Below are 24342 nucleotides of genomic sequence, written 5' to 3'. Positions count from 1 at the left end.
CGCCGCTCACTCGGCTGCCAAATTTTCTGCCTGTGGACAACTCCAGATCTTGTTGATTTCCACGAGCACGGGGCGGCGTCAGATCAACAAGATCGAAAGGAATGCGTGCGCGAGACCCTGCACCCGAGTCGACCTTGTGAACATCACCGGAAACGGTTCGCGAAACTCCACAAGATCGCGGAGGAGGGGGTGCGGCGGCGGCGCGTGCGAGGTGGTGCGGCGTGCGGTGGCGCGGCGTGCGGCGGCGCGGCGTGCGGGAGGCCCCGCACCCGAGTCGACCTTGTGAACATCATCGGAAACGGTTCGCGAAACTCCACAAGATCGCGGAGGAGAGGGTGCGGCGGCAGCGCGTGGGAGGTGCGGCGGCGCGCGGTGCGGGCGAGTGGTGCGGCGGCGCGCGGTGCGGGCGAGTGGTGCGGCGGCGCGCGGTGGAGGGGCGGCGCGCGGTGGAGGGGCGGCGCGCGGTGGAGGGGCGGCGCGCGGTGGAGGGGCGGCGCGCGGTGGAGGGGCGGCGCGCGGTGGAGGGGCGGCGTGCGATGGGGCGGCGGTGCTGGAACGGGAAAGCCCGCGCCAGGACAGGCGCGGGCTTTGGTGGTGCGGTGGATCAGCTGGCGAAGAACGCGCGCGGGTCAGCGACCAGCACACCCTGCTCGGTGAGGCGCTCGATCAAGCCGGAAGGCGAGATGTCGTAAACGATGGCGAGCGCGCGCAGGTCATCGGCGCGGATCGACAGGACGCGGCCGTTGTAGTCACCACGCTGCTGCTGGATGGCCCGGGCGTAACGAGCCACGTACGCGAGGTCTTCGCCCGTGGTGTCGTACAGCTTCTCCAGGTCAAGGACGATCTTGTTGGTGGCCTCGAGGCGGATGCCACTGCCGTCGGGCAGGAGCTCCGACACGGGCACTCGGTAGAAGTCGGCCAGTTCGGCCAGACGCGAGACGGTTACCGCGCGGTCACCACGCTCGTACGAGCCGACCACGACAGCTTTCCAGCGGCCGTTGGACTTCTCTTCGACGCCCTGCAAGGACAGGCCCTGCTGCTGGCGGATGGAGCGCAGGCGAGCGCCCAGCGACTTGGCGTACTCAGACGGCATACGGACACTCCCGGTACTGTGCTGGCCCGGAGGGTTCTTTCCTCACGGATCGCTACGCTGCGTGACGGTACGGAGTTTGCGACCGCCGGTCAAGTGTTGGTTACCGATGAGTCGTGCGGGCCGCACCAAAGTTACCGGCTGTATCCCCAGTTGCAGGATTTGTCCGGTCTGCTCCAGTCAGGCACGTCACCATGGTCAACGCTGCGTCCACTGGTAACGTAGCGTCAGCCATCGGGCCGGCCTGAACTGGGGCCGAAACCGAACCGACATCCTTTAACGACCCGTCCCGTGAGGCGGGGAAGGAGGTCCGCCGTGGCGCAGCCACGCGCAGACGCGCCAAGCAAGATCATTTTGGAAGGTTCCGACCTCCATCGGGTCGTGGACCGCATCGCGCATCAGATCCTCGAGAAGACCTCCGGCGCCACCGGCACGGTGCTGCTCGGCATCCCGACCCGGGGTGTCCCGCTCGCGCACCGGCTCGCCGCCCGGATCCACGCCTTCGAAGGCGTTGAGGTCCCGGTCGGCTCTCTCGACATCACGCTCTACCGCGACGACCTGCGGCTCAAGGCCACCCGCGCGCTCGGCAAGACCGAGCTGCCCAGCGGCGGCATCGACGGCCTGCGGGTGATCCTCGTCGACGACGTCCTCTTCTCCGGCCGCTCGGTGCGCGCCGCCCTGGACGCGCTGCAGGATCTCGGCCGGCCCAGCTCGGTGCAGCTCGCGGTCCTGGTCGACCGTGGTCACCGGCAGTTGCCGATCCGCGCCGACTACGTCGGCAAGAACATCCCGACCGCGCTCAGCGAGAGCGTGAAGGTCGCGCTCACCGAGACCGACGGCGCCGACGAGGTACGCCTGATCGGAGGCCTCAAATGATCAAACATCTCCGCTCGGCGGCCGACCTGGACGCCGCCACCGCGACCCTGATCCTGGACACCGCCGCCGAGATGGCCGCGCTGTCCGGCCGCGAGGTCAAGAAGCTGCCGGCACTGCGCGGCCGCACCGTGGTCAACCTCTTCTACGAGGACTCGACGCGCACCCGGATCTCCTTCGAGGCGGCGGCCAAGCGGCTCTCCGCCGACGTCATCAACTTCTCGGCCAAGGGTTCCAGCGTCTCCAAGGGCGAGAGCCTGAAGGACACCGCGCTCACCCTGCAGGCCATGGGCGCCGACGCCGTGGTGATCCGGCACCCGGCCAGCGGCGCGCCGCACCGGCTGGCCGAGTGGGTGGACGGCTCGGTGGTGAACGCCGGTGACGGCACCCACGAGCACCCGACGCAGGCCTTGCTGGACGCGTACACGATGCGTTCGCGCCTGGGCCGGCTCGACGGCCTGAAGGTGGCGATCGTCGGCGACGTGCTGCACAGCCGGGTGGCCCGCTCCAACGTCCTGCTGCTGACCACCCTCGGTGCGCAGGTCACCGTGGTCGGCCCGCCGACGCTCATCCCCTTGGACACCGCCGCTGCACTGGCCGAGAAGACGCAGGTCTCCTACGACCTGGACGCGGTGCTGCCGGACAGCGACGTGGTGATGATGCTGCGGGTGCAGACCGAGCGGATGCAGGACTCGTACTTCCCGTCGGCCCGTGAGTACAGCCGCCGGTACGGGCTCGACATGCGGCGGATGAAGCAGCTTCCGGAGCACGCGATCGTCATGCACCCGGGTCCGATGAACCGGGGCATGGAGATCGCACCCGAGGTCGCCGACTCGCCCCGATCCACCATCGTCGAACAGGTCGCCAACGGCGTCAGCGTCCGGATGGCAGTCCTCTACCTGCTTTTGGGAGGCAAGTGATGGCGTACCTGCTCAAGGGCGTCTCGATCCTCGGCGCCGCGCCGACGGATCTGCTTATCAAAGATGGCGTCATTTCCTCGGAAGAGGACAAAACTGCTCAGGTCATCGACGCGACCGGCCTGGTCGCATTGCCCGGCCTCGTCGACGTGCACACCCACCTGCGCGAACCCGGCCGCGAGGACGCCGAGACGGTGGAGACCGGCTCGCGCGCCGCGGCCCTCGGCGGTTACACCGCGGTCTGCTCGATGGCGAACACCTCGCCGGTCGCCGACACCGCGGGCGTGGTCGAGCAGGTCTGGCGGCTCGGCCGCGAGGCCGGTCTGGTGGACGTGCAGCCGATCGGCGCCGTCACCATCGGCCTGGCCGGCAAGCAGCTCGCCGAGCTGGGCGCGATGGCCGACTCCGCCGCGAACGTGCGGATCTTCTCGGACGACGGCTTCTGCGTCGCCGACCCGCGCCTGATGCGCCGGGCCCTGGAGTACGTGAAAGCATTCGACGGTGTGATCGCCCAGCACGCCGAGGAGCCGCGCCTCACCGAGGGCGCGCAGATGCACGAGGGCGAGGTCAGCACCCGCCTCGGCCTGACCGGCTGGCCCGCTGTCGCCGAGGAGGCGATCATCGCCCGCGACGTGCTCCTGGCAGAGCACGTCGGTAGCCGCCTGCACGTCTGCCACGTCTCCACCGCCGGCTCGGTCGAGGTGCTGCGTCAGGCCAAGGCCCGCGGCGTGCGCGTCACCGCCGAGGTCACCCCCCACCACCTCCTTCTCACCGACGAGCTCGCGGCCGGTTACGACCCGGTCTTCAAGGTCAACCCCCCATTGCGTACGCGCAACGACGTCGAAGCCCTCCGCCAGGCCCTGCTGGACGGGGTGATCGACGTGGTGGCCACCGACCACGCGCCGCACGCCGTGCAGGACAAGGAATGCGAGTGGTCGTACGCCCGCCCCGGCATGCTGGGCCTGGAGACCGCGCTGCCGATCGTGCTGAGCGTCTTCGGTGAGAAGTGGGACCTGATCGCCGACCGGATGTCGATCGCGCCGGCCCGCATCGCCGGGCTGACCGGGCACGGCGGCGACCTGAGCGCCGGCACGCCGGCCAACATCACGCTGGTGGACCCGTCCGCCCGCTGGGTCGTCGACCCGGCCGAGCTGGCGAGCCGCAGCCGAAACACGCCGTACGCGGGTATGAACCTGCCGGGTCGCATCGTGGCGACCTTCCTGCGGGGAGAAGCGACGGTCTTGGACGGGAAGGCGGTCAAGTAATGACCAAGGCGATTCTGGTGCTCGAAGACGGGCGCACGTTCCATGGCAGCGCTTATGGCGCTGTCGGCGAGACGTTCGGTGAGGCGGTGTTCACCACCGGCATGACCGGATATCAGGAGACGCTGACCGACCCGTCGTACCACAAGCAGGTCGTGGTGCAGACCGCGCCGCAGATCGGCAACACCGGCGTCAACGCCGAGGACGACGAGTCGGACCGGATCTGGGTCGCCGGTTACGTGGTCCGCGACCCGGCCCGCCGCCCGTCGAACTGGCGCTCGCAGGGTGACCTCGGCGAACGCCTGGCTGCCGAGGGCGTCGTCGGGATCAGCGGCGTCGACACCCGCGCGCTCACCCGCCACCTGCGCGAACGCGGCGCCATGCGGGTCGGCATCTCCTCTGTCGACCTCGACCCGCAGTCGCTGCTGGAGCGGGTCAAGGGCGAGCCGCAGATGATCGGCGCGGACCTCTCCGCCCAGGTCAGCACGGACTCGCTCTACACCGTCAAGGCCGAGGGCGAGCACCGGTACACGGTCGCCGCGCTCGACCTCGGCATCAAGCGCAACGTGGCCCGCCGGCTCGCCGCGCGCGGTGTCACCACGCACATCTTCCCGGCCGCCTCGTCGATCGAGGACCTGCTCGCGGTCAGCCCGGACGCGGTCTTCTTCTCGCCCGGCCCGGGCGACCCGGCGACCGCCGACGGACCGGTCGCGCTGGCCCGGGACGTGATGCGCCGCGAGGTGCCGCTGTTCGGCATCTGCTTCGGCAGCCAGATCCTCGGCCGGGCGCTCGGCTTCGGCACCTACAAGCTCGGGTACGGCCACCGGGGCATCAACCAGCCGGTGCTCGACAAGACCACCGGCAAGGTCGAGGTCACCAGCCACAACCACGGGTTCGCCGTGGACGCCCCGCTGAACCAGGTGATCGACACCGATTTCGGCGCCGTCGAGGTGTCGCACGTCTGCCTCAACGACAACGTGGTCGAGGGCCTGCGGGGCATCGAGATCCCCGCCTTCACCGTCCAGTACCACCCCGAGGCCGCCGCCGGCCCGCACGACGCTGATTACCTCTTCGACAGGTTCGTTGAGCTCGTCGAGAAGAAGGGCTGACCACCCATGCCGAAACGTGAAGATCTCAAGCACATCATGGTGATCGGGTCCGGCCCGATCGTCATCGGCCAGGCCTGCGAGTTCGACTACTCCGGCACCCAGGCGTGCCAGGTGCTGCGGGCCGAGGGCATCCGCGTCTCGCTGGTCAACTCCAACCCGGCCACGATCATGACCGACCCGGAGTTCGCCGACGCCACCTACGTCGAGCCGATCACGCCGGAGTTCGTCGAGCTGGTCATCGCCAAGGAGCGCCCGGACGCGATCCTGCCGACCCTGGGCGGCCAGACCGCGCTGAACACCGCGATCGCGCTGCACGAGAACGGCGTCCTGGAAAAGTACGGTGTCGAGCTGATCGGCGCCAACGTCGAGGCCATCCGCAAGGGTGAGGACCGGCAGCTCTTCAAGGACGTGGTGGCGAAAGCGGGCGGCGAGACGCCGCGCTCGCGGGTCTGTCACTCGATGGACGAGGTACGCGCGACCGTCGCCGAGATCGGCCTCCCGGTCGTGGTCCGGCCCTCGTTCACGATGGGCGGGCTCGGCTCCGGCATGGCGCACACCGACGAGGACCTGGAGCGGATCGCCGGCTCCGGCCTGGCCGCCTCACCGGTCACCGAGGTGCTCATCGAGGAGAGCGTGCTCGGCTGGAAGGAGTACGAGCTCGAGCTGATGCGCGACAAGCACGACAACGTCGTGGTGGTCTGCTCGATCGAGAACATCGACCCGATGGGCGTGCACACCGGCGACAGCGTCACCGTGGCGCCGGCCATGACGCTGACCGACCGTGAGTACCAGAACCTGCGTGACCTCGGCATTGCCGTGCTGCGCGAGGTCGGCGTGGACACCGGTGGCTGCAACATCCAGTTCGCGATCAACCCGGACGACGGCCGGATGATCGTGATCGAGATGAACCCCCGGGTCTCCCGCTCGTCGGCGCTCGCCTCGAAGGCCACCGGCTTCCCGATCGCCAAGATCGCCGCGAAGCTGGCCATCGGGTACACGCTCGACGAGATCCCGAACGACATCACGCTGAAGACGCCCGCCGCGTTCGAGCCGGCCCTCGACTACGTGGTTGTGAAGATCCCGCGCTTCGCCTTCGAGAAGTTCCCGGGGGCGGACAAGGAGCTCACCACCACGATGAAGTCGGTCGGCGAGGCGATGAGCCTCGGCCGCAACTTCGCCGAGGCGCTCAACAAGGCGATGCGCTCGATGGAGACGAAGGCGGCCGGTTTCTGGACCGCGCCCACCTTCACCGACGTCGACGAGGCTCTGGCCGCGCTGCGTATCCCGCACGACGGCCGGCTCTACACGGTCGAGGCCGCGCTGCGGCTCGGCGCGACCGTCGAGCAGGTGCACGAGGCGAGCGGCCGGATCGACCCCTGGTTCCTCGACGAGATCCAGGCCCTGGTCGAGCTGCGCGCCGAGATCCTGGCCTCGCCGGTCCTCGACGACGAGCTGCTGCGCCGGGCGAAGCGCTCCGGTCTCTCCGACAAGCAGCTCGCGGCGCTGCGCCCCGAGCTGGCCGGTGAGGACGGCGTCCGCTCGCTGCGGCACCGCCTCGGCATCCGCCCGGTCTACAAGACCGTGGACACCTGTGCCGCCGAGTTCGAGGCGAACACCCCGTACCACTACTCGTCGTACGACGAGGAGACCGAGGTGGCGCCGAGCGACCGGCCCAAGGTGATCATCCTGGGCTCCGGGCCGAACCGGATCGGTCAGGGCATCGAGTTCGACTACTCGTGTGTGCACGCCGTACAGGCTCTTCGTGGTGTCGACTTCGAGACCGTCATGATCAACTGCAACCCGGAGACGGTCTCCACCGACTACGACACCGCGGACCGGCTCTACTTCGAGCCGCTCACGTTCGAGGACGTCCTCGAGGTCTTCCACGCCGAGGACAGCTCGGGCAAGGCGGCCGGCGGACCGGGTGTGGTCGGCGTGATCGTCCAGCTCGGCGGGCAGACGCCGCTGGGCCTGGCGCACCGGCTCAAGGCGGCCGGCGTGCCCATCGTCGGCACCTCGCCGGAAGCGATCGACCTGGCCGAGGACCGTGGCCAGTTCGGCGTGGTCCTGGCCGAGGCCGGGCTGCGCTCGCCGGACCACGGCACCGCGGTCAGCTTCCCCGAGGCCAAGGCGATCGCCGACTCGATCGGTTACCCGGTCCTGGTCCGCCCGTCCTACGTTCTCGGCGGCCGGGGCATGGAGATCGTCTACGACGAGCCGACGCTGCACGGATACATCGAGCGGGCCACCGAGATCTCACCGGACCACCCGGTGCTCGTCGACAGGTTCCTCGACGACGCCATCGAGATCGACGTCGACGCGCTCTGCGACGCCACCGGCGAGGTCTACCTCGGCGGCGTGATGGAGCACATCGAGGAGGCCGGCATCCACTCCGGCGACTCGGCCTGCTCGCTGCCGCCGATCAACCTGGCCGCCACGCACATCGCGGAGGTGCGCCGCTACACCGAGGCGATCGCCCGCGGCGTCGGCGTCCGCGGCCTGCTCAACGTGCAGTACGCGCTCAAGGACGAGACCCTTTACGTCCTGGAGGCCAACCCGCGCGCCTCGCGGACCGTGCCGTTCGTCTCCAAGGCGACAGCGGTCCCGCTGGCCAAGGCGGCCGCCCGGATCGCGCTCGGCGCCACCATCGCCGAGCTGCGCGCCGAGGGTCTGCTGCTGGCCGAGGGCGACGGCGGCACCACGCCGGAGAACGCGCCGATCGCCATCAAGGAGGCGGTGCTGCCGTTCAAGCGGTTCCGCACCCCGGCCGGCAAGAGCGTGGACAACCTGCTCAGCCCGGAGATGAAGTCGACCGGTGAGGTGATGGGCATCGACGCCGGCTTCGGCCAGGCGTTCGCCAAGTCGCAGGCCGCCGCGTACGGCTCGCTGCCGACAAGTGGCAAGGTCTTCGTCTCGGTGGCGAACCGGGACAAGCGGTCGATGGTCTTCCCGGTGAAGCGACTGGCCGACCTGGGCTTCACGATCGTCACCACGGCCGGCACCGGCGAGGTCCTGCGCCGGTACGGCATCGAGTGCGAGGTCGTCCCGAAGCACTACGAGAGCCCGGGCAAGAACGCTGTCGAGCTGATCCTGGCCGGCGAGATCTCCCTGATCATCAACACCCCGCAGGGCTCGGGCGCCAGCGCCCGGCTCGACGGGTACGAGATCCGCAGCGCCGCGGTCACCGCCGACGTGCCCAGTGTGACCACGGTGCCCGGCGCGGCCGCAGCGGTGATGGGCATCGAGGCGCTGATGCGCGGCGACATGACCGTCCGGCCCCTGCAGGAGTTGCACGCCTTGCTCCGGCCGGAGCTGGCCAAGTGAATCTGTTCGCGAACGCCGTCCGGCCGGCATTGTTCCGGCTGGGCGGCGGTGACGCCGAGCACGCTCACGAGTGGACGCTGAACCGGCTCGCGTCGTTGCCGGCGCCGGCCCTGGCCGCCCTGCGCAGCCAGTACTCCTTCGCCGCGCCGGTGGAGGCGTTCGGCGTCCGGTTCCCGAACCGGGTCGGCCTGGCCGCCGGGATGGACAAGAACGGGATCGCGCTGCCGGCCTGGTCCGCGCTCGGCTTCGGATTCGTCGAGGTCGGCACGGTCACCGCGAAGGCGCAGCCGGGCAACGACAGGCCACGGGTGTTCCGGCTCAAGGGCTCCGAGGCGATCATCAACCGGATGGGGTTCAACAACCTCGGCGCCGCAGCGCTGGCCGAGCGGCTGGCGTCGGCCGGCAAGCTGGACGTCCCGCTGGGCATCTCGCTCGGCAAGTCCAAGGTCACGCCCCTGGAGGACGCGGTCGAGGACTACCTGACCTCGTACCGGCTGCTGCACCCGTACGCCGATTACATCGCCGTGAACGTCTCCTCGCCGAACACGCCGGGGCTGCGCTCGCTGCAGGACGCCGACTCGATCGGTGCGCTGCTCAAGGCGCTGAGCGGCCCGGTGCCGGTGCTGGTGAAGATCGCGCCGGATCTGACCGAGCCGGCCATCGCCCAGCTCCTCGAGGTCTGCCTGGACCACGGCGCGGCCGGGCTGATCGCGACGAACACCACGCTGGCCCGGGACGGGATCGCCGACGCCGATCAGCACCTCGCGGGCGAGGCCGGTGGACTCTCCGGCAAGCCGCTCACCGAGCGGGCCCGCGAGGTGGTGAAGTTCGTGCACGACGAGACCGGCGGCCGGCTGCCGATCATCGGGGTCGGCGGCATCATGTCGGTCGACGACGCGTCCCGGCTGCTGGATGCCGGAGCCTCGCTGGTGCAGCTCTACAGCGGGTTCATCTATCGGGGACCGGACCTGGTCCGGGCGATCGCCCGGGGCGCCCGGCCGATCCGCTCGCACCGCGCGCGATGAGCACGCCCGAGCGCGAGCTTCTCGCGCTCGATCGAGCACACGTCTGGCATCCGTACGGCCCGATGCCCGGCCGCACCGACCCCTATCTGGTGGAGAGTGCGGCCGGGGTCCGGCTGCGGCTGGCCGACGGCCGGGAACTCGTGGACGGGATGTCGTCCTGGTGGGCGGCGATCCACGGGTACCGCCACCCGGTGCTGGACGCGGCCCTGGCCGATCAGGCCGGCCGGATGAGCCACGTGATGTTCGGCGGGCTCACCCACGAGCCGGCGATCCGCCTGGCCGGCACGCTCGTCGAGATCACCCCGCCCGGACTGGACCACGTCTTCCTCTGCGACTCCGGCTCGGTCGGGGTCGAGGTGGCGATCAAGATGGCGCTTCAGGCGCAGCGGGCGCTGGGACGGCCGGAACGGCAGCGCCTGGCGACCTGGCGGGGCGGCTATCACGGCGACACGTTCCACCCGATGAGCGTCTGCGACCCGGAGGGCGGAATGCACTCGCTCTGGACCGGGGTGCTGCCGGTCCAGGTCTTCGCCGGCCCGCCTCCGGCGGACTACGACGAGGCCTACGCGAACGAACTCACCGAGATGATCAATCGGCATCAAGGCGAGATCGCGGCGGTGATCGTCGAGCCGGTCGTCCAGGGTGCCGGCGGGATGCGGTTCCACCACCCGGAGTACCTGCGGGTGCTGCGCGAGGTGACCTCGGCACACGGCATCTTCCTGATCTTTGACGAGATCGCTACCGGGTTCGGCCGGACCGGCACGCTCTTCGCGGCTGATCACGCCGGGGTGAGTCCGGACATCATGTGTCTCGGTAAGGCCCTGACGGGTGGTTATCTGACCCTCGCGGCGACGCTGTGCACGCCGGAGGTGGCGTCGGCCATCTCGGCGGGGGAGGGCGGCGGGCTGGCGCACGGCCCGACGTTCATGGGCAATCCGCTCGCCTGCGCGGTGGCCAACGCGTCACTGGGCCTTCTGCGGGACGGTGGGTGGGCTTTGCGCGTACCCATGATCGAAAGCCGGCTGAAAGACGGCCTGGAGCCGCTCCGCGGGGCGCGGGGGGTCGCGGACGTCCGCGTTCTCGGTGCGATCGGTGTGGTGCAGCTTGATCATCCGGTGGACATGGCGGCAGCGACGGCCGCAGCGGTGACGCAGGGCGTCTGGCTGAGGCCGTTCCGCGACCTGATCTACACGATGCCGCCCTATGCGGCGGACGACGCGGACGTGGACCGCATTACCGCGGCGATCATCGCCGCGGTGGCAGCTACCTGACTCGTTTGGGGGAAATATCAATGGAGACCTTCGGCGAACGGCTTCATGCGGCCGTGGCGGAGCGTGGTCCGCTCTGCGTCGGCATCGATCCGCACGCTTCTCTGCTCACCCGCTGGGGCCTCTCCGACGACATCGCCGGCCTGGAACGCTTCGCCCGTACGGTGGTCGAGGCGCTGGCCGATCGGGTGGCCGTTCTGAAACCACAGTCCGCGTTTTTTGAGAGATTTGGGTCACGTGGCGTCGCGATTCTTGAGTCAACTATCCGACAGTCCCGAGAGGCCGGCGCGCTCGTCCTTCTCGACGTGAAACGTGGCGACATCGGCTCGACGATGGCCGCTTATGCGTCGGCATATCTGGATCCGGCGAGTTCTCTGTGTGCCGACGCGATTACTGTGAGTCCTTATCTCGGCGTCGGCTCGTTGCAGCCGGCGTTCGATCTGGCGGCCGCTCACGGCGGCGGTGTCTTCGTCCTGGCGCTGACCTCGAACCCCGAGGGCCCGGCCGTCCAGCACGCTGTGACGGCCTCCGGAAAAACCGTGGCGCAGACCGTAATCGACGAGATTTCCCAGGTCAACGCGGGTGCGGTGCCGCTCGGAAGTCTCGGGCTGGTGGTCGGCGCGACGATCGGCGAGACCGGCCACGACCTCTCCGCGGTCAACGGCCCGCTGCTCGCTCCGGGCCTCGGAGCGCAGGGCGCGACACCGTCCGACCTGCGCGCTGTCTTCGGCGAGAGCCTGCGGAACGTGTTGCCCTCGTACTCACGCGAGGTCCTCGGCGCGGGCCCGGAGATCGCCGATCTGCGCGCCGCGAGCGAACGTGTTCTTGACGACTGTCGAGCCGCGCTCGGGTGAAACTGCCTGCGTAGCAGGGCGTCAGGAAGCGGTTCGCGGGGTACCCCCACGTTGCCGAAAGCGCCGTTGACCGCTAGTTTTCCCGGCGCCGGGAACCACATGCCCCTTTGGTTCCCTGGCACACCACGTTTCACAGAAGCGCCGGTATTGAACCACCGCCGCGTAAGGGACCTGAGGAGAACTGGTGCCGCTCCCGTCACTGAGCCCCGAACAGCGCCAAGCTGCGCTGGAGAAGGCTGCGGAAGTCCGCAAGGCTCGGGCTGAGCTGAAGGAACAGCTCAAGTCCGGCAAGACCACCCTCGCCGCCGTGCTCGACCGCGCGGAGGGCGACGAGGTCGTCGGCAAGCTGAAGGTCTCGGCCGTGCTTCAGGCGCTGCCGGGCATCGGCAAGATCCGCGCGACCCAGATCATGGAGAAGCTCAAGATTGCCGAGAGCCGCCGGCTCCGGGGTCTTGGCGACCAGCAGCGCAAGGCCCTCCTGGGGGAGTTCGCTGCGAACTGACTCATGGGCTCGTGTAGACATGAGCCGTGAGCATGGATGACGACGCGCGCCCGGCAGCACGCCTCACCGTTCTTTCCGGCCCTTCCGGGGTCGGAAAGGACAGTGTGATCGAGCTGATCCGGGCGCGCTCGCCTTGGATCAAGCTGTCCGTCTCGGTGACGACCCGTAAGAAACGGGACTACGAAACCGACGGGGAGCACTACCACTTCGTGAACCGCTCGGAGTTCCAGCGCCTGATCGATGGCGGTCAGCTGCTGGAGTGGGCGGAATTCGCGGGCAATCTGTACGGGACACCGCGAGCGCAGGTCGAGGGCTGGCTCCAACAGGGCCGGCCCGTTCTTTTGAAGATCGACCTGCAGGGTGCCCGTCAGGTGCGTGCGGCGATGTCGGAGGCCCAGCTGGTCTTCCTGGCACCGCCGAGTGTCGAGGAGCTCCAGCGCCGTCTCATCGGCCGGGGCACCGACGACGAGGAGACCATCCGCCGCCGACTGGCCCACGCGGACGAGGAGCTGGCCGCCGAGGCCGAATTCGACCGCACCGTGGTCAACGACTTCGTCGAGCGCGCCGCTGATGAGCTGGTAGGATTGCTCGGTTCATCGTACTTAGCGCCGGCGCAAGCACACGAGCATTAAGGAAGCACCGACTGTGGGAACCATCGCGAACCCCGAAGGCATCACCAACCCGCCGATCGACGAGCTGCTCGACAAGACCTCGTCGAAGTACTCGCTGGTGATCTTCGCGGCCAAGCGCGCCCGCCAGGTCAACGCCTACTACAGCCAGCTGGGCGAGGGTCTCCTGGAGTACGTCGGCCCCCTGGTGGAGACCACTCCGCAGGAGAAGCCGCTCTCCATCGCCATGCGGGAGATCAACGCCGGCCTGCTGACGGCCGAGCCGACCGACAACCCGTGATCGATATCTGATCCAGCATGCTGATCCCGCGTCCCAGGTTCTGGGCGCGGGATCAATTGTTATCAGGGGTGCGGTTCTTTCTTTCAGGGGTGCGGCGTGACTGAGGTCGTTCTTGGGGTCTGCGGCGGGATCGCCGCCTACAAGGCCTGCGAGCTGCTGCGGCTCTTCACCGAGTCGGGGCACGGGGTACGAGTCGTGCCCACCGCGTCCGCGCTCAAGTTCGTCGGCGAGCCGACCTGGGCCGCGCTCTCCGGCCGCCCGGTCGCCACCGGGGTCTGGGACGACGCGCACGAGGTGCCGCACGTGCGGATCGGCCGGGCCGCCGACATCGTCGTGGTGGCGCCGGCCACCGCCGACATCCTCGCGAAAGCCGCGCACGGCATCGCCGACGACCTGCTCACCAACACGCTGCTCACGGCGACCTGCCCGATCGTGTACGCCCCGGCCATGCACACCGAGATGTGGGAGAACCCGGCCACAAGGGCGAACGTGGCGACTCTGCGCGAACGCGGCGCTGTCGTCATCGAGCCCGCGGTCGGCCGGCTGACCGGTAAGGACACCGGGAAAGGCCGGCTTCCGGATCCGGTCGCGATCTTCGAGTACGCGGTGCGCGTACTCAAGAGGGGTCTTGAACTTGATCTTGCGGGCCGGCATGTGGTGGTGACCGCGGGCGGGACGCGGGAGCCGCTGGATCCGGTGCGTTTCCTCGGCAACCGCAGTTCCGGCAAACAGGGTTATGCCCTGGCAAAAGCCGCACTCGCGCGGGGAGCCCGGGTGACCCTCGTCTCGGCGAACGTCGCACTTCCCGACCCGGCCGGCGCCGATCTCGTCCGGGTGGGCACCACGGAGGAGCTGCGCAAGGCCACCGTGGAGGCGTCCGCCGCGGCAGATGTGACGATCATGGCGGCCGCGCCGGCTGACTTCCGCCCGTCGGTGGTTTCGTCGCAAAAGATCAAAAAGCTTCCGGGTGCGGCACCTGACCCGATCGTCCTGGCGGTGAACCCGGACATCGCGGCCGAACTGGGCGCGGCGAAGCGTTCCGGTCAGCTGCTTGTCGCATTTGCTGCCGAGACGCACGACGCTCTGGAGCACGCACGCGCCAAACTGGTGAAGAAACGTGCCGACCTGATCGTCGTTAACGAGGTGGGTCCGGGCCTCGTGTTCGGCCAGGACAGCAACACGGTCACTCTGCTGGGCGCCGACGGATCCACCGCCACCTTCGGTGAACTCCCTAAAGACGATGTGGCCGATATGATTTTGGACCACGTCGTGGCCCGCCTGGATGCCCAGGCCGTGGCCGTCCAGCGAGGCTGACTACACTTCCGCGTTACGTTGTATTCGACAAATCTGAGGAGCACCGTGGCACGCCGCCTGTTCACCTCCGAGTCGGTCACGGAAGGCCACCCGGACAAGATCGCTGACCAGATCAGCGACGGCATTCTCGACGCCCTGCTCGAGCAGGACCCGCGCAGCCGCGTCGCGGTGGAGACCCTGATCACGACCGGCCAGGTGCACGTCGCGGGTGAGGTCACCACGCAGGCTTACGCCGACATCCCCAAGATCGTGCGCGACACCATCCTGCGGATCGGTTACGACTCGTCGAAGAAGGGTTTCGACGGGGCCTCCTGCGGCGTCAGCGTCTCCATCGGCTCACAGTCGCCGGACATCGCGCAGGGCGTGGACAGCGCCATTGAGCTGCGTTCCGGTGACAGCGAGCACGTGCTCGACTCCCAGGGCGCCGGCGACCAGGGCATGATGTTCGGCTTCGCCTGCTCGGAGACGCCCGAGCTGATGCCGCTGCCGATCGCCCTCGCGCACCGCCTCGCCCGCCGGCTGTCGGCCGCGCGCAAGGACGGCACCATTCCGTACCTTCGCCCGGACGGCAAGACCCAGGTCACCATCGAGTACGACGGCCTGCGCCCGGTGCGGCTCGACACCGTCGTGGTGTCGTCGCAGCACGCCGCGGACATCTCCCTGGAGTCGCTGCTCACCCCGGACATCCGCGAACACGTGATCGCGCCGGAGCTGGAGAGCCTCGGCATCGACACCGAGGGCTACCGCCTGCTGGTGAACCCGACCGGTCGCTTCGAGATCGGCGGCCCGATGGGTGACGCCGGCCTGACCGGCCGCAAGATCATCGTGGACACCTACGGTGGCTACGCCCGCCACGGCGGCGGCGCGTTCTCCGGCAAGGACCCGTCGAAGGTGGACCGCTCCGCGGCGTACGCGATGCGCTGGGTGGCGAAGAACGTCGTCGCCGCCGGCCTGGCCGAGCGCTGTGAGACCCAGGTGGCGTACGCGATCGGCAAGGCGCACCCGGTGTCGCTGTTCGTCGAGACGTTCGGCACCGAGACCGTCCCGGTGGACCGGATCGAGAAGGCGATCAACGAGGTCTTCGACCTGCGTCCGGCCGCGATCATCCGCGACCTCGATCTGCTGCGCCCGATCTACCAGCAGACCGCCGCTTACGGCCACTTCGGCCGGGAGCTGGCCGAGCTGCGCTGGGAGAGCACCGACCGGGCTGCGGACCTGAAGAACGCCGCTTCCTGAGCCGGTTTTCTCCTCGAGGCCGGAGCCGTTTGGCTCCGGCCTTGATCTGTCTGTGCGCGGTTTGCGTGTTTGTTCGCATGAGAGTTGTGGACGGTTCTGAGGGCTACTCTTCGGCGATGACGGCTGTCCAGGGTGAGCGGCTGATCCTCGTCCGGCACGCGATGCCGGCTGTCGATCCGGCCGTTCCTTCCGAGCACTGGGCCCTCGCGTGGGACAGCCGGGTCGCCGCCCGGCTGCTGCGCCTGCACGTTTCGCATCCCGCTTATTACGTGGCCAGCACCGAGCCGAAAGCTGCGCAGACGATGCAGGAGATCGCCGGCGCTCAGCGTGTGGTGACTGATGACGCGCTTGCTGAGGTGCACCGGCCGCACTTCTGGTTCAGCGATGAGGAATATCGTTCGGCCGCTCTGGCGTACGCCTCGGGCGGGTGCCCGGACGGGTGGGAGCCGCATTCGGCGGTGATCTCGCGCTTCGACGCGGCGATGGTGAGGCATGCGGCTGATGCGGCGTCGCAGGGCCGGACTTTGGTCGTGGGGACGCACGGGCTGGCGCCTACCGTGTGGATGGCGTCGCGGTACCAGATCGCGGACCCGGCGGTGTTCTGGTCGGAGCTGCGGTTTCCGGACATCGTCGAGATCGATCTGGTCCAGGAAGAGGTTCGCTGCGTCACCCATTGAGAGGTGACCGGGGGTGCTCGGGTAACTGGCGGGCTCGGGGTGCTCGGTGGACTCGGGGTACTCGGGGTGCTCGGCTGGCTCGGGGTGCTGGGTGGCTGGGGTGCGCGCTGGCCCTGGCGGGGGTGTGGGTCCGCCCGGACGTGAGGCCACCGTGTGCCCGTGTCCACGCCGCCCCTGGCGATCTTGAGCCTTTCTCCACCGCCGGGGGTGCACAGAAGCTCAAGATCGGCGGGCGGGCGCGCTGGTCGGCTGTCACTCATGGTGGCCGGCTGGCGCTGAGGGCTGCCGGCTGTCGCGTGTGGCGACCGTGGTGTGCAGCTGGCTGGTTGGTGAGGGCTTTGAGTGGTGTCTCATGTGTGGTGGGGCAGAGTCCGGACGGAGTTGTCGTAGGGGCCGGGCAGAATGTTCGGCGATGGGGACCAAGGGTGCGCGCAGTGAACGGGAACCGGCCGAGCGGCTGCCGGTCGCCCGCGTCTGCGTCGATGTGGCGCTGCCGCACCTCGATCGGCCGTTCGACTATCTGGTGGCGGCGGCTGATGACGAGGCCGCGCAGCCTGGTGTGCGGGTCAAGGTGCGGTTCGCCGGGCAGTTGATGAGCGGCTTCCTGCTGGAGCGGGTGGAGTCGTCCGGTCACGGCGGCAAGCTGTCATATCTGGAGAAGGTCGTCTCGGCCGAGCGGGTGCTCGATCCGGAGATCGCCCGGCTCGCGAGGGCGGTCGCCGATCGGTACGCGGGCAACCTCGCCGACGTGCTGCGGCTGGCCGTTCCGCCCCGGCACGCACGGGTCGAGACCGCACAAAACAAGACGGTCACTGCTGAGGCGGCACCTACCGAAACGGACATAGCCGAGCCGGAGGCAGCCGAGCCGGAGACAGCCGAGCCGGAAACGACCGAGCCGGAAACAGCTGAGGTTCCGAGAGGCGCGGCCGAGGAGTTGGCCGGCGCCGAGGCTTTGGCGGTGGCCGGGCGTGGGGCAGCGGTGGCTGCGGCCGAGCTGCGAGTAGATCCGGTGGCGGCGGCTGGGCTGGCTGAGTTGCGAGCGGACCCCGCGGCCGGGGCTGGGCTCGCTGAGTTGCGAGCGGACCCCGCGGCCGAGGCTGGGCTGGCTGAGTTGCGAGCGGACCCCGCGGCCGAGGCTGGGCTGGCTGAGTTGCGAGCGGACCCTGCGGCCGGGGCTGGGCTCGCTGAGTTGCGAGCGGACCCCGTGGCCAGGGCTGGGGCGGCGGGGATTCGGGAGCCGGCTCCGGGTGGGTGGGACTCCTATGCGACCGGGCCCGGATATCTGCGGGCCCTGGAGGACGGGCGGGCTGCTCGGGCTGTGTGGTCAGGGCTGCCGGGGGAGGACTGGCCTACCCGGATCGCTGAGGCTGCCGCTGCCACCGTGCGCGGCGGGCGTGGGGTTGTCATCGTGGTCGCGGATGCCCGGGACCTGGACCGGGTTGATCGGGCTCTCGGTGCTGTGCTCGGCGAGGGGCGGCACGTCGCGCTGAACGCGGCGCTCGGGCCGGCCGAGCGTTATCGGCGGTTTCTCGCTGCCAGCCGGCATCGGGTGCCGGTCGTTGCCGGGACCCGGGCGGCCGTGTGGGCGCCGGTGGAGAAGCTCGGGCTCGTGGTCATCTGGGACGACGGTGACGACGTGCTCGCCGAGCCTCGGGCGCCCTATCCGCATGCCCGGGAGGTGCTGCTCACCCGGGCTCAGCTGGCCGGCTGCGGTGTGCTGGTGGGTGGCTTCGCGCGTACCGGGGAAGCGCAGTTGTTGCTGGAGACCGGGTGGGCGAAAGAGATCGTCGCGGAGCGTGCCGTGCTGCGCCGGCGCTCGCCGGCGATCGCGCCCACCGGGGATGACCCGCAGCTGGCTCGCGACCCGGGCGCGGTGAGCGCGCGGCTGCCCAGCCTGGCGTGGCAGACCGCGCGGCAGGCCCTGCAGAACGACGCTCCGGTGCTGGTCCAGGTTCCGCGCCGGGGTTACCTGCCGTCGGTGGCGTGTGCCGAGTGCCGTACGCCCGCGCGGTGCCCGCACTGTGCCGGGCCGCTGGGGTTGCAGGGCGCGCGGGACGTGCCGATCTGTCATTGGTGCGGCCGGGGTTCCGCGGCGTACTCGTGCCCGGCCTGCGGTGAGCGCCGGCTGCGCGCCTCGGTGACCGGCGCACGGCGGACCGCCGAGGAGCTGGGCCGTGCTTTCCCGGGTGTGCCGGTGCGCACATCGGGCAAGGATGAGGTCTTGGTCACGGTCCCGGCGGTCGCGTCGGTGGTGGTCTCCACGCCCGGCGCCGAGCCGGCCGCCGAGGGCGGGGGTTACGGCGCGGTGCTGCTGCTCGACGCGTGGGCGTTGCTGAGCCGTTCCGATCTGCGTGCCGCCGAGGAGACCATGCGCCGCTGGCTGAACGCGGCGGCGCTGGCCCGGCCGGCTGACAAAGGCGGCAAGGTGGTCGTGGTGGCGGACGGATCGCTCGCGCCGGTGCAGGCGCTGCTGCGCTGGGACCCGGGCTGGTTCGCCGCCCGTGAGCTGGCCGAACGCCGTGAGCTGGGCTTTCCGCCGGCAGCCCGGATGGCGAGCATCACCGGTACGGCAGCGGCCGTGGCCGACCTGCTGGCCCATGCGAACCTGCCGGACGGCGCCGAGGTGCTCGGCCCGGTTCCGGCCCCGCCGGCCCGTGGTGGTCCGCCGGTGAACGGTGGCGAGGCCCCCGAGGAACAGGAGCGGATGCTGCTGCGCGTGTCCCGATCGAAAGCCGGTGATCTTGCGCGGGCGCTGCACGAGGCGGCCGCGATGCGCAGCACCCGCAAGGCGTCCCAGCCGGTGCGCATCCAGGTGGATCCCGCGGACCTGTTCTGACCTCAGCCGTAAGAAGAACGAAACGTAGACTGGGTGGGTGCAAGCCACCACAGTCAGGAGTTTCGCCGCGTGACCGTCCAGCCCATCCGTCTTTTCGGCGACCCGGTCCTGCGTACCCCGGCCGACACCGTCGTCGATTTCGACAAGGAACTGCGTAATCTCGTCAAGGACCTGGTCGAAACGATGCAGGACGAGGGCGGCGCGGGCCTGGCCGCCCCGCAGCTCGGCGTCGGTCTGCGCGTCTTCACCTTCGACGTCGACGACGTGGTCGGCCACATCGTCAACCCGGTGCTCTCCTTCCCGGACGACGAGGAGCAGGACGGCCCCGAGGGCTGTCTCTCCATCCCCGGCATCTACATCGACACCAAGCGCCGGCAGAACGCGGTCGCGAACGGTTTCAACGAGCACGGCGAGCCGATCCAGCTCGTCGGCACCGGCCTGATGGCCCGCTGCGTGCAGCACGAGACCGACCACCTCGACGGCGTGCTGTTCCTGGACCGGCTGGACGCCGCCTCCCGCAAGGAGGCGATGAAGCAGATCCGTTCCGCCGAGTGGTACGACGCTGCCAAGCCTCCGACGGTCAAGGAGAGCCCGCACAGCATCTTCGGGTTCGGGCGGTGATCACGTGCGGATAGTCTTCGCCGGCACGCCCGAGGTCGCGATTCCGAGTCTCGACGCGATCGCCGCCTCCCGCCACGAGCTGGTCGCGGTTCTGACCCGTCCGGACGCGCCGGCCGGTCGTGGCCGCCGCCTGGTCCGCTCGCCCGCCGGCGCCTGGGCCGACGAGCGCGGCATCGAGGTGCTCACCCCGGAGAAACCGCGTGACCCCGAGTTCCAGGAGCGGCTGCGCCAGATCGCGCCGGACTGTGTGCCCGTGGTGGCGTACGGCGCCCTGGTCCCGCCGAGCGCCCTGGAGATTCCGAAACGCGGCTGGCTGAACCTGCACTTCTCGCTGCTGCCGGCCTGGCGTGGCGCCGCGCCGGTGCAGCACGCGGTGCTGCACGGCGACTCGGTGACCGGCGCCAGCGTCTTCGAGCTGGAGGCGGGGCTGGACACCGGCCCGATCTACGGCACGCTCACCGATCAGATCCGGTTCAACGACACCTCGGGTGACATGCTGGCCCGGCTCGCGGTCGAGGGCGCCGGCCTGCTGGTCGCGGTGCTCGACGCGATCGAGGCGGGCACCGCCAGGGCGCACCCGCAGCCGGCCGACGGTGTCACGTTCGCGCCGAAACTGACCGTCGACGACGCCCGGATCCGCTGGGACGACCCGGCGTTCGCGGTGGACCGGCGGATCCGCGCCTGCACTCCGGCGCCGGGCGCGTGGACCACGCTGCGCGGCGACCGGCTGAAGCTGGGACCGGTGCGCCCGGTGGCGAACGCCGGCTCGCTTCCGGCCGGGGAGCTGCTTGTCGAACGTACGCAGGTGCTGGCCGGCACCGCGACAACCCCGGTGATTCTCGGCGAGGTCCGGGCCGCCGGTAAGAAACCGATGTCCGCCACCGACTGGGCGCGAGGCATGCGGATCCAAGCAGGGGAGAAATTCGCATGACGGAACATCGCGCTCCGCGGCCGCACAGCGGCGGTCCGCGCCGGCCGGCGGGGCCAGGGTACGGCCGTGACGGCCGCGACGGCAGGGACGGGCGTGACTTCCGCAGCGGCCGGGCACCGCGTGCCGGCCGCCCGCCGTCCGACCCGGCACGCCAGGCCGCGTACGAGGCGATCGCCGCGGTGCACCGCGATGACGCGTACGCGAACCTGGTCCTCTCCGAGATTCTCGGCGGGCTGGGTCTGCACGGCCGGGACGCGGCGTTCGCGACCGAGCTGACGTACGGGACGCTCCGCGCGCTCGGCACCATCGACCTGATCATCGCGGACGCGGCCGGCCGGGACGTCGCCCGGATCGACCCGCCGGCTCGCGATGCTCTGCGGCTCGGCGTCTACCAGCTGCTCTACACCCGGGTGCCCTCGCACGCCGCGGTGAACCAGACGGTCGACCTGGTCCGCGCGGTCGCGCCGGGCGCTTCCGGTTTCGCGAACGCGGTCATGCGTACGGTCTCCGAGACGCCGCTGGACGCGTGGCTGGACAAGGTCGCGCCGGATTACGAGTCCGATCCGATCGCCAACCTGTCGGTGATGCACCACCACCCGCAGTGGATCATCCGGTCGTTCGCCGAGGCGCTCGGCGGCGACCTGGAGGAGACGGCTCGCCTGCTGATCGAGGACAACCAGCCGCCGGCCGTGCACCTGTGCGCGCGTCCCGGCCGGGCGGACGCGATCGACCTGGCCGACGAGGTGGACGGCGTTCCCGGTGCGTTCTCGCCGTACGCGGTCTATCTGAACGGCGGCGCGCCGCGCGAGATGGCCGCCATCCGCGAGGGTCGCGCCCACGTGCAGGACGAGGGCTCGCAGCTGGTCGCGGCCGCGCTGCTGGCCGCGCCGATCGAGGGCCAGGACAACCGCTGGCTGGACCTGTGCGCCGGCCCGGGTGGCAAGACCGGTCTGATCGGCGCGATCGCCTCCGGCCGTGGCGCCGAGGTGACAGCGGTCGAAGTGTCCGAGCACCGGGCCCGCCTGGTCGACCAGGCCACCGAGGGCATGCCGGTCACGGTGCTGCCGATGGACGGCCGGTCGGTCGGGCGTGACCCGGACCTGCCGGAGGAGTCATTCGACCGGGTTCTGGTCGACGCGCCGTGCACCGGGCTCGGCTCGCTGCGCCGCCGTCCCGAGGCGCGCTGGCGTCGTCAGCCGGCCGACCTGCCGCCGCTGACGAAGCTTCAGCGGGAGCTGCTGGTGGCGGCGCTGCGGGCGGTCCGGCCGGGTGGCGTGGTGGCGTACGTGACGTGCTCGCCGCACATGGTCGAGACTCAGGTGACGGTGAGCGAGGGCGCCCGCCGCAGTGGTGTCGAGGTGGACTTCGTGGACGCCCGGCCGCTGCTGCCACCGGGCATGCCGGGCCTCGGCCCCGGCCCGACGGTGCAGCTGTGGCCGCACCGGCACGGCACCGACGCGATGTTCCTGGCCGTCCTGCGCCGCACGAGCTGAGTTGGAACGAAGGCCGGGCCCGATGGGCCCGGCCTTCGTCATGAAATACAGCGAACTAGCGGGCCGCCACGCTCTCGTTCTCCGCGGAAGCACGCTGCGCCGGAATCAAAGGCGCCGGCGCTGCGGGGCGCGCTGACGCGTACCGGTCACCGCGGCCGAGCGAGGACGCCGCCTCAGCGAGCCTCTTCTTCAGAATCCGGGCGACCGGCTTCTCGAACAGACGATGCAACAGGTACGCCGACACCAGCATGATCGCGATGACCACGGCCAGCACCACCGGCCGCGGTGCGAAGTCACGGATGCCGTAGATGATCGTCCAGCCGATGTTCTCGTGCAGCAGGTAGAACGGGTACGTCAGCAGCCCGGCCGTGGTCAGCCAGCGCCACTGGATGCGCGAGGTGTACCCGAGGGCGATCGCCAGCAGGATCACGAAGAAGAGCGTCACCAGGGCCGCGCCGACCTTGCCGGACAGCTGGGTGTCCAGGTGGGTCCGGCCGACGTATCCGACCCGCCGGAACGTCCAGTACTGTGCCATCGCGAACGACGCCGCGAGCAGCCCCCAGAGCAACATGTCGGGCCCGAACCGGTGGATCAGGTACAGCGTGATGCCGGCGACGAAGAACGGCGCGTACTCGGCCTGGAGCAGGACCTTCAGCAGCGGGAAGTCCGTCTGGAAAGAGATCGCGGACGCGAGCAGCCAGGAGTACCCGAAGATCACCGTGCGGCGCAGGGTGAGCCCGCGCCACACCACGACGGTGAAGAGCAGGTAGAAGAGCGCCTCGTTCCAGAGGGTCCAGTACACCGCGTCCACGTGTGGGGCGCCGATCGGCGCCTGCAGCATGGTCAGGTTGAGGACCACGTCGTGCCAGCTCTTCGGGTTGCGCACCACCGGCCAGATGGTGATGACCGCCGTGGTGATCAGCACGGCGGCCCAGTACGCCGGGAACAGCCGGATGATCCGGGACTGGAAGAACGCCCCTGGCGTCCGGCCCCAGCAGCTCATGCAGATGACAAAACCGCTGATCATGAAGAACAGCTGAACACCCATCCAGCCGTACTGACCGACGTGATGCAGCGTGGGGAAGGCGGTTTCCGGCTTCGCGCCCCAGGCGTCCTCGACGCCACGGGTGTAACCGGTGTAGTGGTACAGCGACACGATGAGTGCCGCGACGAGGCGCAGGCCGTCGAGCGCGGCGAGCCGGTTGGTGCGCGGGCGGGCACCGGCCTGCTCTGCGGAGGCGGGGGGCTCCGGCCGCCGCAGGCCGGGGAGAAGCGTCATGGCGGGTAACAATACATAGACCACAGGTGGCGCACATGGCCCCCACGGCCAGCACATTGGCGGGTGAGATACAACCGGGCAAGTGTGCGGTCCGGCAGCCGGGTCATACACTTTCAGCCGTGGAACTGTCGCCGATCATCGCGCCGAGCATCCTTGCTTCCGACTTCTCCCGGCTCGGGGAGGAGGTGCGGGCGATCGAAGGGGCAGCGGACTGGGTCCACGTGGACGTCATGGACAACCACTTCGTGCCGAACCTGACGCTGGGTCTTCCCGTGGTGCAGAGCCTGCGAAAAGCCACGACCATTCCGTTCGACGTGCACCTGATGATCACCGACCCGCAGCGCTGGGCGCCGGCGTACGCCGAAGCGGGCGCCCACAACGTCACCTTCCACGCCGAGGCCTGCGACGACCCGGTGGCTCTCGCCAAGACGCTGCGCGCGGCCGGCTCCAAGGCGGGACTGGCGATCGACAGGGACACCCCGGTCGAGCCGTACCTGGAGCTGTTGCCGTACCTCGACACCATCCTGATCATGACGATCAAGGCGGGCTTCGGCGGCCAGGCGTTCATGCCGGAGATGCTGGACAAGGTGCGTGACGTACGCCGCCGCGCCAAGGTCAACAACCTGGAGATCCGGATCGAGGTGGACGGCGGCATCGCGGCCGACACCATCGAGCAGGCCGCCGAGGCGGGCGCCGACGCGTTCGTCGCGGGCACCGCCGTCTACGGCGCCGCCGACCCGGCCGAGGCGATCCGCAAGCTGCGTGGTCTCGCCGCCCGGGCGATGGGGGTGGCGTGACGGCCCGTTCAGAGGCCATCATCGG

Annotated in this window: 21 protein-coding genes; 19 read left to right on the top strand and 2 right to left on the bottom strand. The window is 69.8% G+C overall.

Translation table 11 applies throughout. The features are described from left to right. Positions 1–604: 604 nt before the first annotated feature. Positions 605–1093 (bottom strand): transcriptional regulator BldD, encoded by a 489-nt coding sequence (gene bldD, locus ACQP2E_RS29255; RefSeq protein WP_014446326.1) that lies wholly within the window; start codon positions 1091–1093, stop codon positions 605–607. A 288-nt stretch (positions 1094–1381) separates the two neighbouring features. Between bldD and pyrR the strand changes: the two genes are divergently transcribed. The 18 genes from pyrR (at position 1382) to ACQP2E_RS29165 (ending at position 22241) form a co-directional block, all read left to right on the top strand. Then, complete coding sequence (gene pyrR / locus ACQP2E_RS29250) at positions 1382–1966, top strand: bifunctional pyr operon transcriptional regulator/uracil phosphoribosyltransferase PyrR (protein ID WP_375790596.1); 585 nt, start codon at positions 1382–1384, stop codon at positions 1964–1966. Beyond that, on the top strand, positions 1963–2883 hold the full coding sequence (locus ACQP2E_RS29245) for an aspartate carbamoyltransferase catalytic subunit (protein ID WP_433826161.1): 921 nt from the start codon (positions 1963–1965) through the stop codon (positions 2881–2883). The genes pyrR and ACQP2E_RS29245 overlap by 4 nt, the downstream gene beginning before the upstream one ends. After that, complete coding sequence (locus tag ACQP2E_RS29240; protein ID WP_433826160.1) at positions 2880–4145, top strand: dihydroorotase; 1266 nt, start codon at positions 2880–2882, stop codon at positions 4143–4145. The genes ACQP2E_RS29245 and ACQP2E_RS29240 overlap by 4 nt, the downstream gene beginning before the upstream one ends. After that, entirely contained in the window at positions 4145–5251 is a 1107-nt protein-coding gene (gene carA, locus ACQP2E_RS29235) for a glutamine-hydrolyzing carbamoyl-phosphate synthase small subunit (protein ID WP_433826159.1), read from the top strand. The genes ACQP2E_RS29240 and carA overlap by 1 nt, the downstream gene beginning before the upstream one ends. A gap of 6 nt (positions 5252–5257) precedes the next feature. After that, entirely contained in the window at positions 5258–8575 is a 3318-nt protein-coding gene (carB, locus tag ACQP2E_RS29230) for a carbamoyl-phosphate synthase large subunit (protein ID WP_433826158.1), read from the top strand. Beyond that, entirely contained in the window at positions 8572–9600 is a 1029-nt protein-coding gene (locus tag ACQP2E_RS29225; RefSeq protein ID WP_433826157.1) for a quinone-dependent dihydroorotate dehydrogenase, read from the top strand. Before carB ends, ACQP2E_RS29225 begins: the two co-directional genes overlap by 4 nt. After that, the gene (locus tag ACQP2E_RS29220; RefSeq protein ID WP_433826156.1) at positions 9597–10871 is read left to right on the top strand and encodes an adenosylmethionine--8-amino-7-oxononanoate transaminase; all 1275 of its coding nucleotides are present in this window, start codon (positions 9597–9599) and stop codon (positions 10869–10871) included. Before ACQP2E_RS29225 ends, ACQP2E_RS29220 begins: the two co-directional genes overlap by 4 nt. 20 nt (positions 10872–10891) lie before the next feature. Beyond that, the gene (gene pyrF, locus ACQP2E_RS29215) at positions 10892–11722 is read left to right on the top strand and encodes an orotidine-5'-phosphate decarboxylase (RefSeq protein ID WP_433826155.1); all 831 of its coding nucleotides are present in this window, start codon (positions 10892–10894) and stop codon (positions 11720–11722) included. Between the two features lie 184 nt (positions 11723–11906). Next, on the top strand, positions 11907–12224 hold the full coding sequence (gene mihF / locus ACQP2E_RS29210; protein WP_111654488.1) for an integration host factor, actinobacterial type: 318 nt from the start codon (positions 11907–11909) through the stop codon (positions 12222–12224). Between the two features lie 32 nt (positions 12225–12256). After that, positions 12257–12856, top strand: coding sequence for a guanylate kinase (gene gmk / locus ACQP2E_RS29205; RefSeq protein WP_433834080.1), 600 nt, complete (start codon positions 12257–12259; stop codon positions 12854–12856). A 13-nt stretch (positions 12857–12869) separates the two neighbouring features. Next, entirely contained in the window at positions 12870–13133 is a 264-nt protein-coding gene (gene rpoZ, locus ACQP2E_RS29200) for a DNA-directed RNA polymerase subunit omega (RefSeq protein WP_014446315.1), read from the top strand. Between the two features lie 96 nt (positions 13134–13229). Then, positions 13230–14447: a bifunctional phosphopantothenoylcysteine decarboxylase/phosphopantothenate--cysteine ligase CoaBC gene (gene coaBC, locus ACQP2E_RS29195; protein WP_433826154.1), complete on the top strand. Its 1218-nt coding sequence runs from the start codon at positions 13230–13232 to the stop codon at positions 14445–14447. A gap of 45 nt (positions 14448–14492) precedes the next feature. Further along, the gene (gene metK / locus ACQP2E_RS29190; protein ID WP_433826153.1) at positions 14493–15683 is read left to right on the top strand and encodes a methionine adenosyltransferase; all 1191 of its coding nucleotides are present in this window, start codon (positions 14493–14495) and stop codon (positions 15681–15683) included. A 116-nt stretch (positions 15684–15799) separates the two neighbouring features. Beyond that, positions 15800–16360 (top strand): histidine phosphatase family protein, encoded by a 561-nt coding sequence (locus tag ACQP2E_RS29185; protein ID WP_433826152.1) that lies wholly within the window; start codon positions 15800–15802, stop codon positions 16358–16360. Positions 16361–16772: 412 nt separating this feature from the next. Further along, positions 16773–19196, top strand: coding sequence for a primosomal protein N' (locus ACQP2E_RS29180; protein WP_433826151.1), 2424 nt, complete (start codon positions 16773–16775; stop codon positions 19194–19196). 69 nt (positions 19197–19265) lie between these two features. Further along, on the top strand, positions 19266–19817 hold the full coding sequence (def, locus tag ACQP2E_RS29175) for a peptide deformylase (RefSeq protein ID WP_433826150.1): 552 nt from the start codon (positions 19266–19268) through the stop codon (positions 19815–19817). A gap of 4 nt (positions 19818–19821) precedes the next feature. Beyond that, entirely contained in the window at positions 19822–20748 is a 927-nt protein-coding gene (fmt, locus tag ACQP2E_RS29170) for a methionyl-tRNA formyltransferase (protein ID WP_433826149.1), read from the top strand. Next, positions 20745–22241: an RsmB/NOP family class I SAM-dependent RNA methyltransferase gene (locus ACQP2E_RS29165; RefSeq protein WP_433826148.1), complete on the top strand. Its 1497-nt coding sequence runs from the start codon at positions 20745–20747 to the stop codon at positions 22239–22241. The genes fmt and ACQP2E_RS29165 overlap by 4 nt, the downstream gene beginning before the upstream one ends. A 55-nt stretch (positions 22242–22296) precedes the next feature. Here ACQP2E_RS29165 and ACQP2E_RS29160 read toward each other — a convergent pair whose 3' ends face one another. Continuing rightward, entirely contained in the window at positions 22297–23520 is a 1224-nt protein-coding gene (locus ACQP2E_RS29160) for an acyltransferase family protein (protein ID WP_433826147.1), read from the bottom strand. Between the two features lie 119 nt (positions 23521–23639). On the opposite strand from ACQP2E_RS29160, the gene rpe reads away from it, so the two are divergent. Then, the gene (gene rpe, locus ACQP2E_RS29155; RefSeq protein WP_433826146.1) at positions 23640–24317 is read left to right on the top strand and encodes a ribulose-phosphate 3-epimerase; all 678 of its coding nucleotides are present in this window, start codon (positions 23640–23642) and stop codon (positions 24315–24317) included. Positions 24318–24342: the final 25 nt, after the last annotated feature.

Origin of the sequence: Actinoplanes sp. CA-015351 (assembly GCF_050955685.1) — a bacterium.
Lineage (GTDB): Bacteria > Actinomycetota > Actinomycetes > Mycobacteriales > Micromonosporaceae > Actinoplanes.
This window is presented reverse-complemented; position numbering and strand designations above follow the sequence as displayed.

Bases quoted from the DNA above. Each gene is read 5' to 3' on its own strand.
- bldD (WP_014446326.1), bottom strand. From the start codon at position 1,093: ATGCCGTCTGAGTACGCCAAGTCGCTGGGCGCTCGCCTGCGCTCCATC.
- ACQP2E_RS29245 (WP_433826161.1), top strand. From the start codon at position 1,963: ATGATCAAACATCTCCGCTCGGCGGCCGACCTGGACGCCGCCACCGCG.
- carA (WP_433826159.1), top strand. From the start codon at position 4,145: ATGACCAAGGCGATTCTGGTGCTCGAAGACGGGCGCACGTTCCATGGC.
- carB (WP_433826158.1), top strand. From the start codon at position 5,258: ATGCCGAAACGTGAAGATCTCAAGCACATCATGGTGATCGGGTCCGGC.
- ACQP2E_RS29220 (WP_433826156.1), top strand. From the start codon at position 9,597: ATGAGCACGCCCGAGCGCGAGCTTCTCGCGCTCGATCGAGCACACGTC.
- pyrF (WP_433826155.1), top strand. From the start codon at position 10,892: ATGGAGACCTTCGGCGAACGGCTTCATGCGGCCGTGGCGGAGCGTGGT.
- gmk (WP_433834080.1), top strand. From the start codon at position 12,257: ATGGATGACGACGCGCGCCCGGCAGCACGCCTCACCGTTCTTTCCGGC.
- ACQP2E_RS29185 (WP_433826152.1), top strand. From the start codon at position 15,800: ATGACGGCTGTCCAGGGTGAGCGGCTGATCCTCGTCCGGCACGCGATG.
- ACQP2E_RS29180 (WP_433826151.1), top strand. From the start codon at position 16,773: ATGGGGACCAAGGGTGCGCGCAGTGAACGGGAACCGGCCGAGCGGCTG.
- ACQP2E_RS29165 (WP_433826148.1), top strand. From the start codon at position 20,745: ATGACGGAACATCGCGCTCCGCGGCCGCACAGCGGCGGTCCGCGCCGG.
- ACQP2E_RS29160 (WP_433826147.1), bottom strand. From the start codon at position 23,520: ATGACGCTTCTCCCCGGCCTGCGGCGGCCGGAGCCCCCCGCCTCCGCA.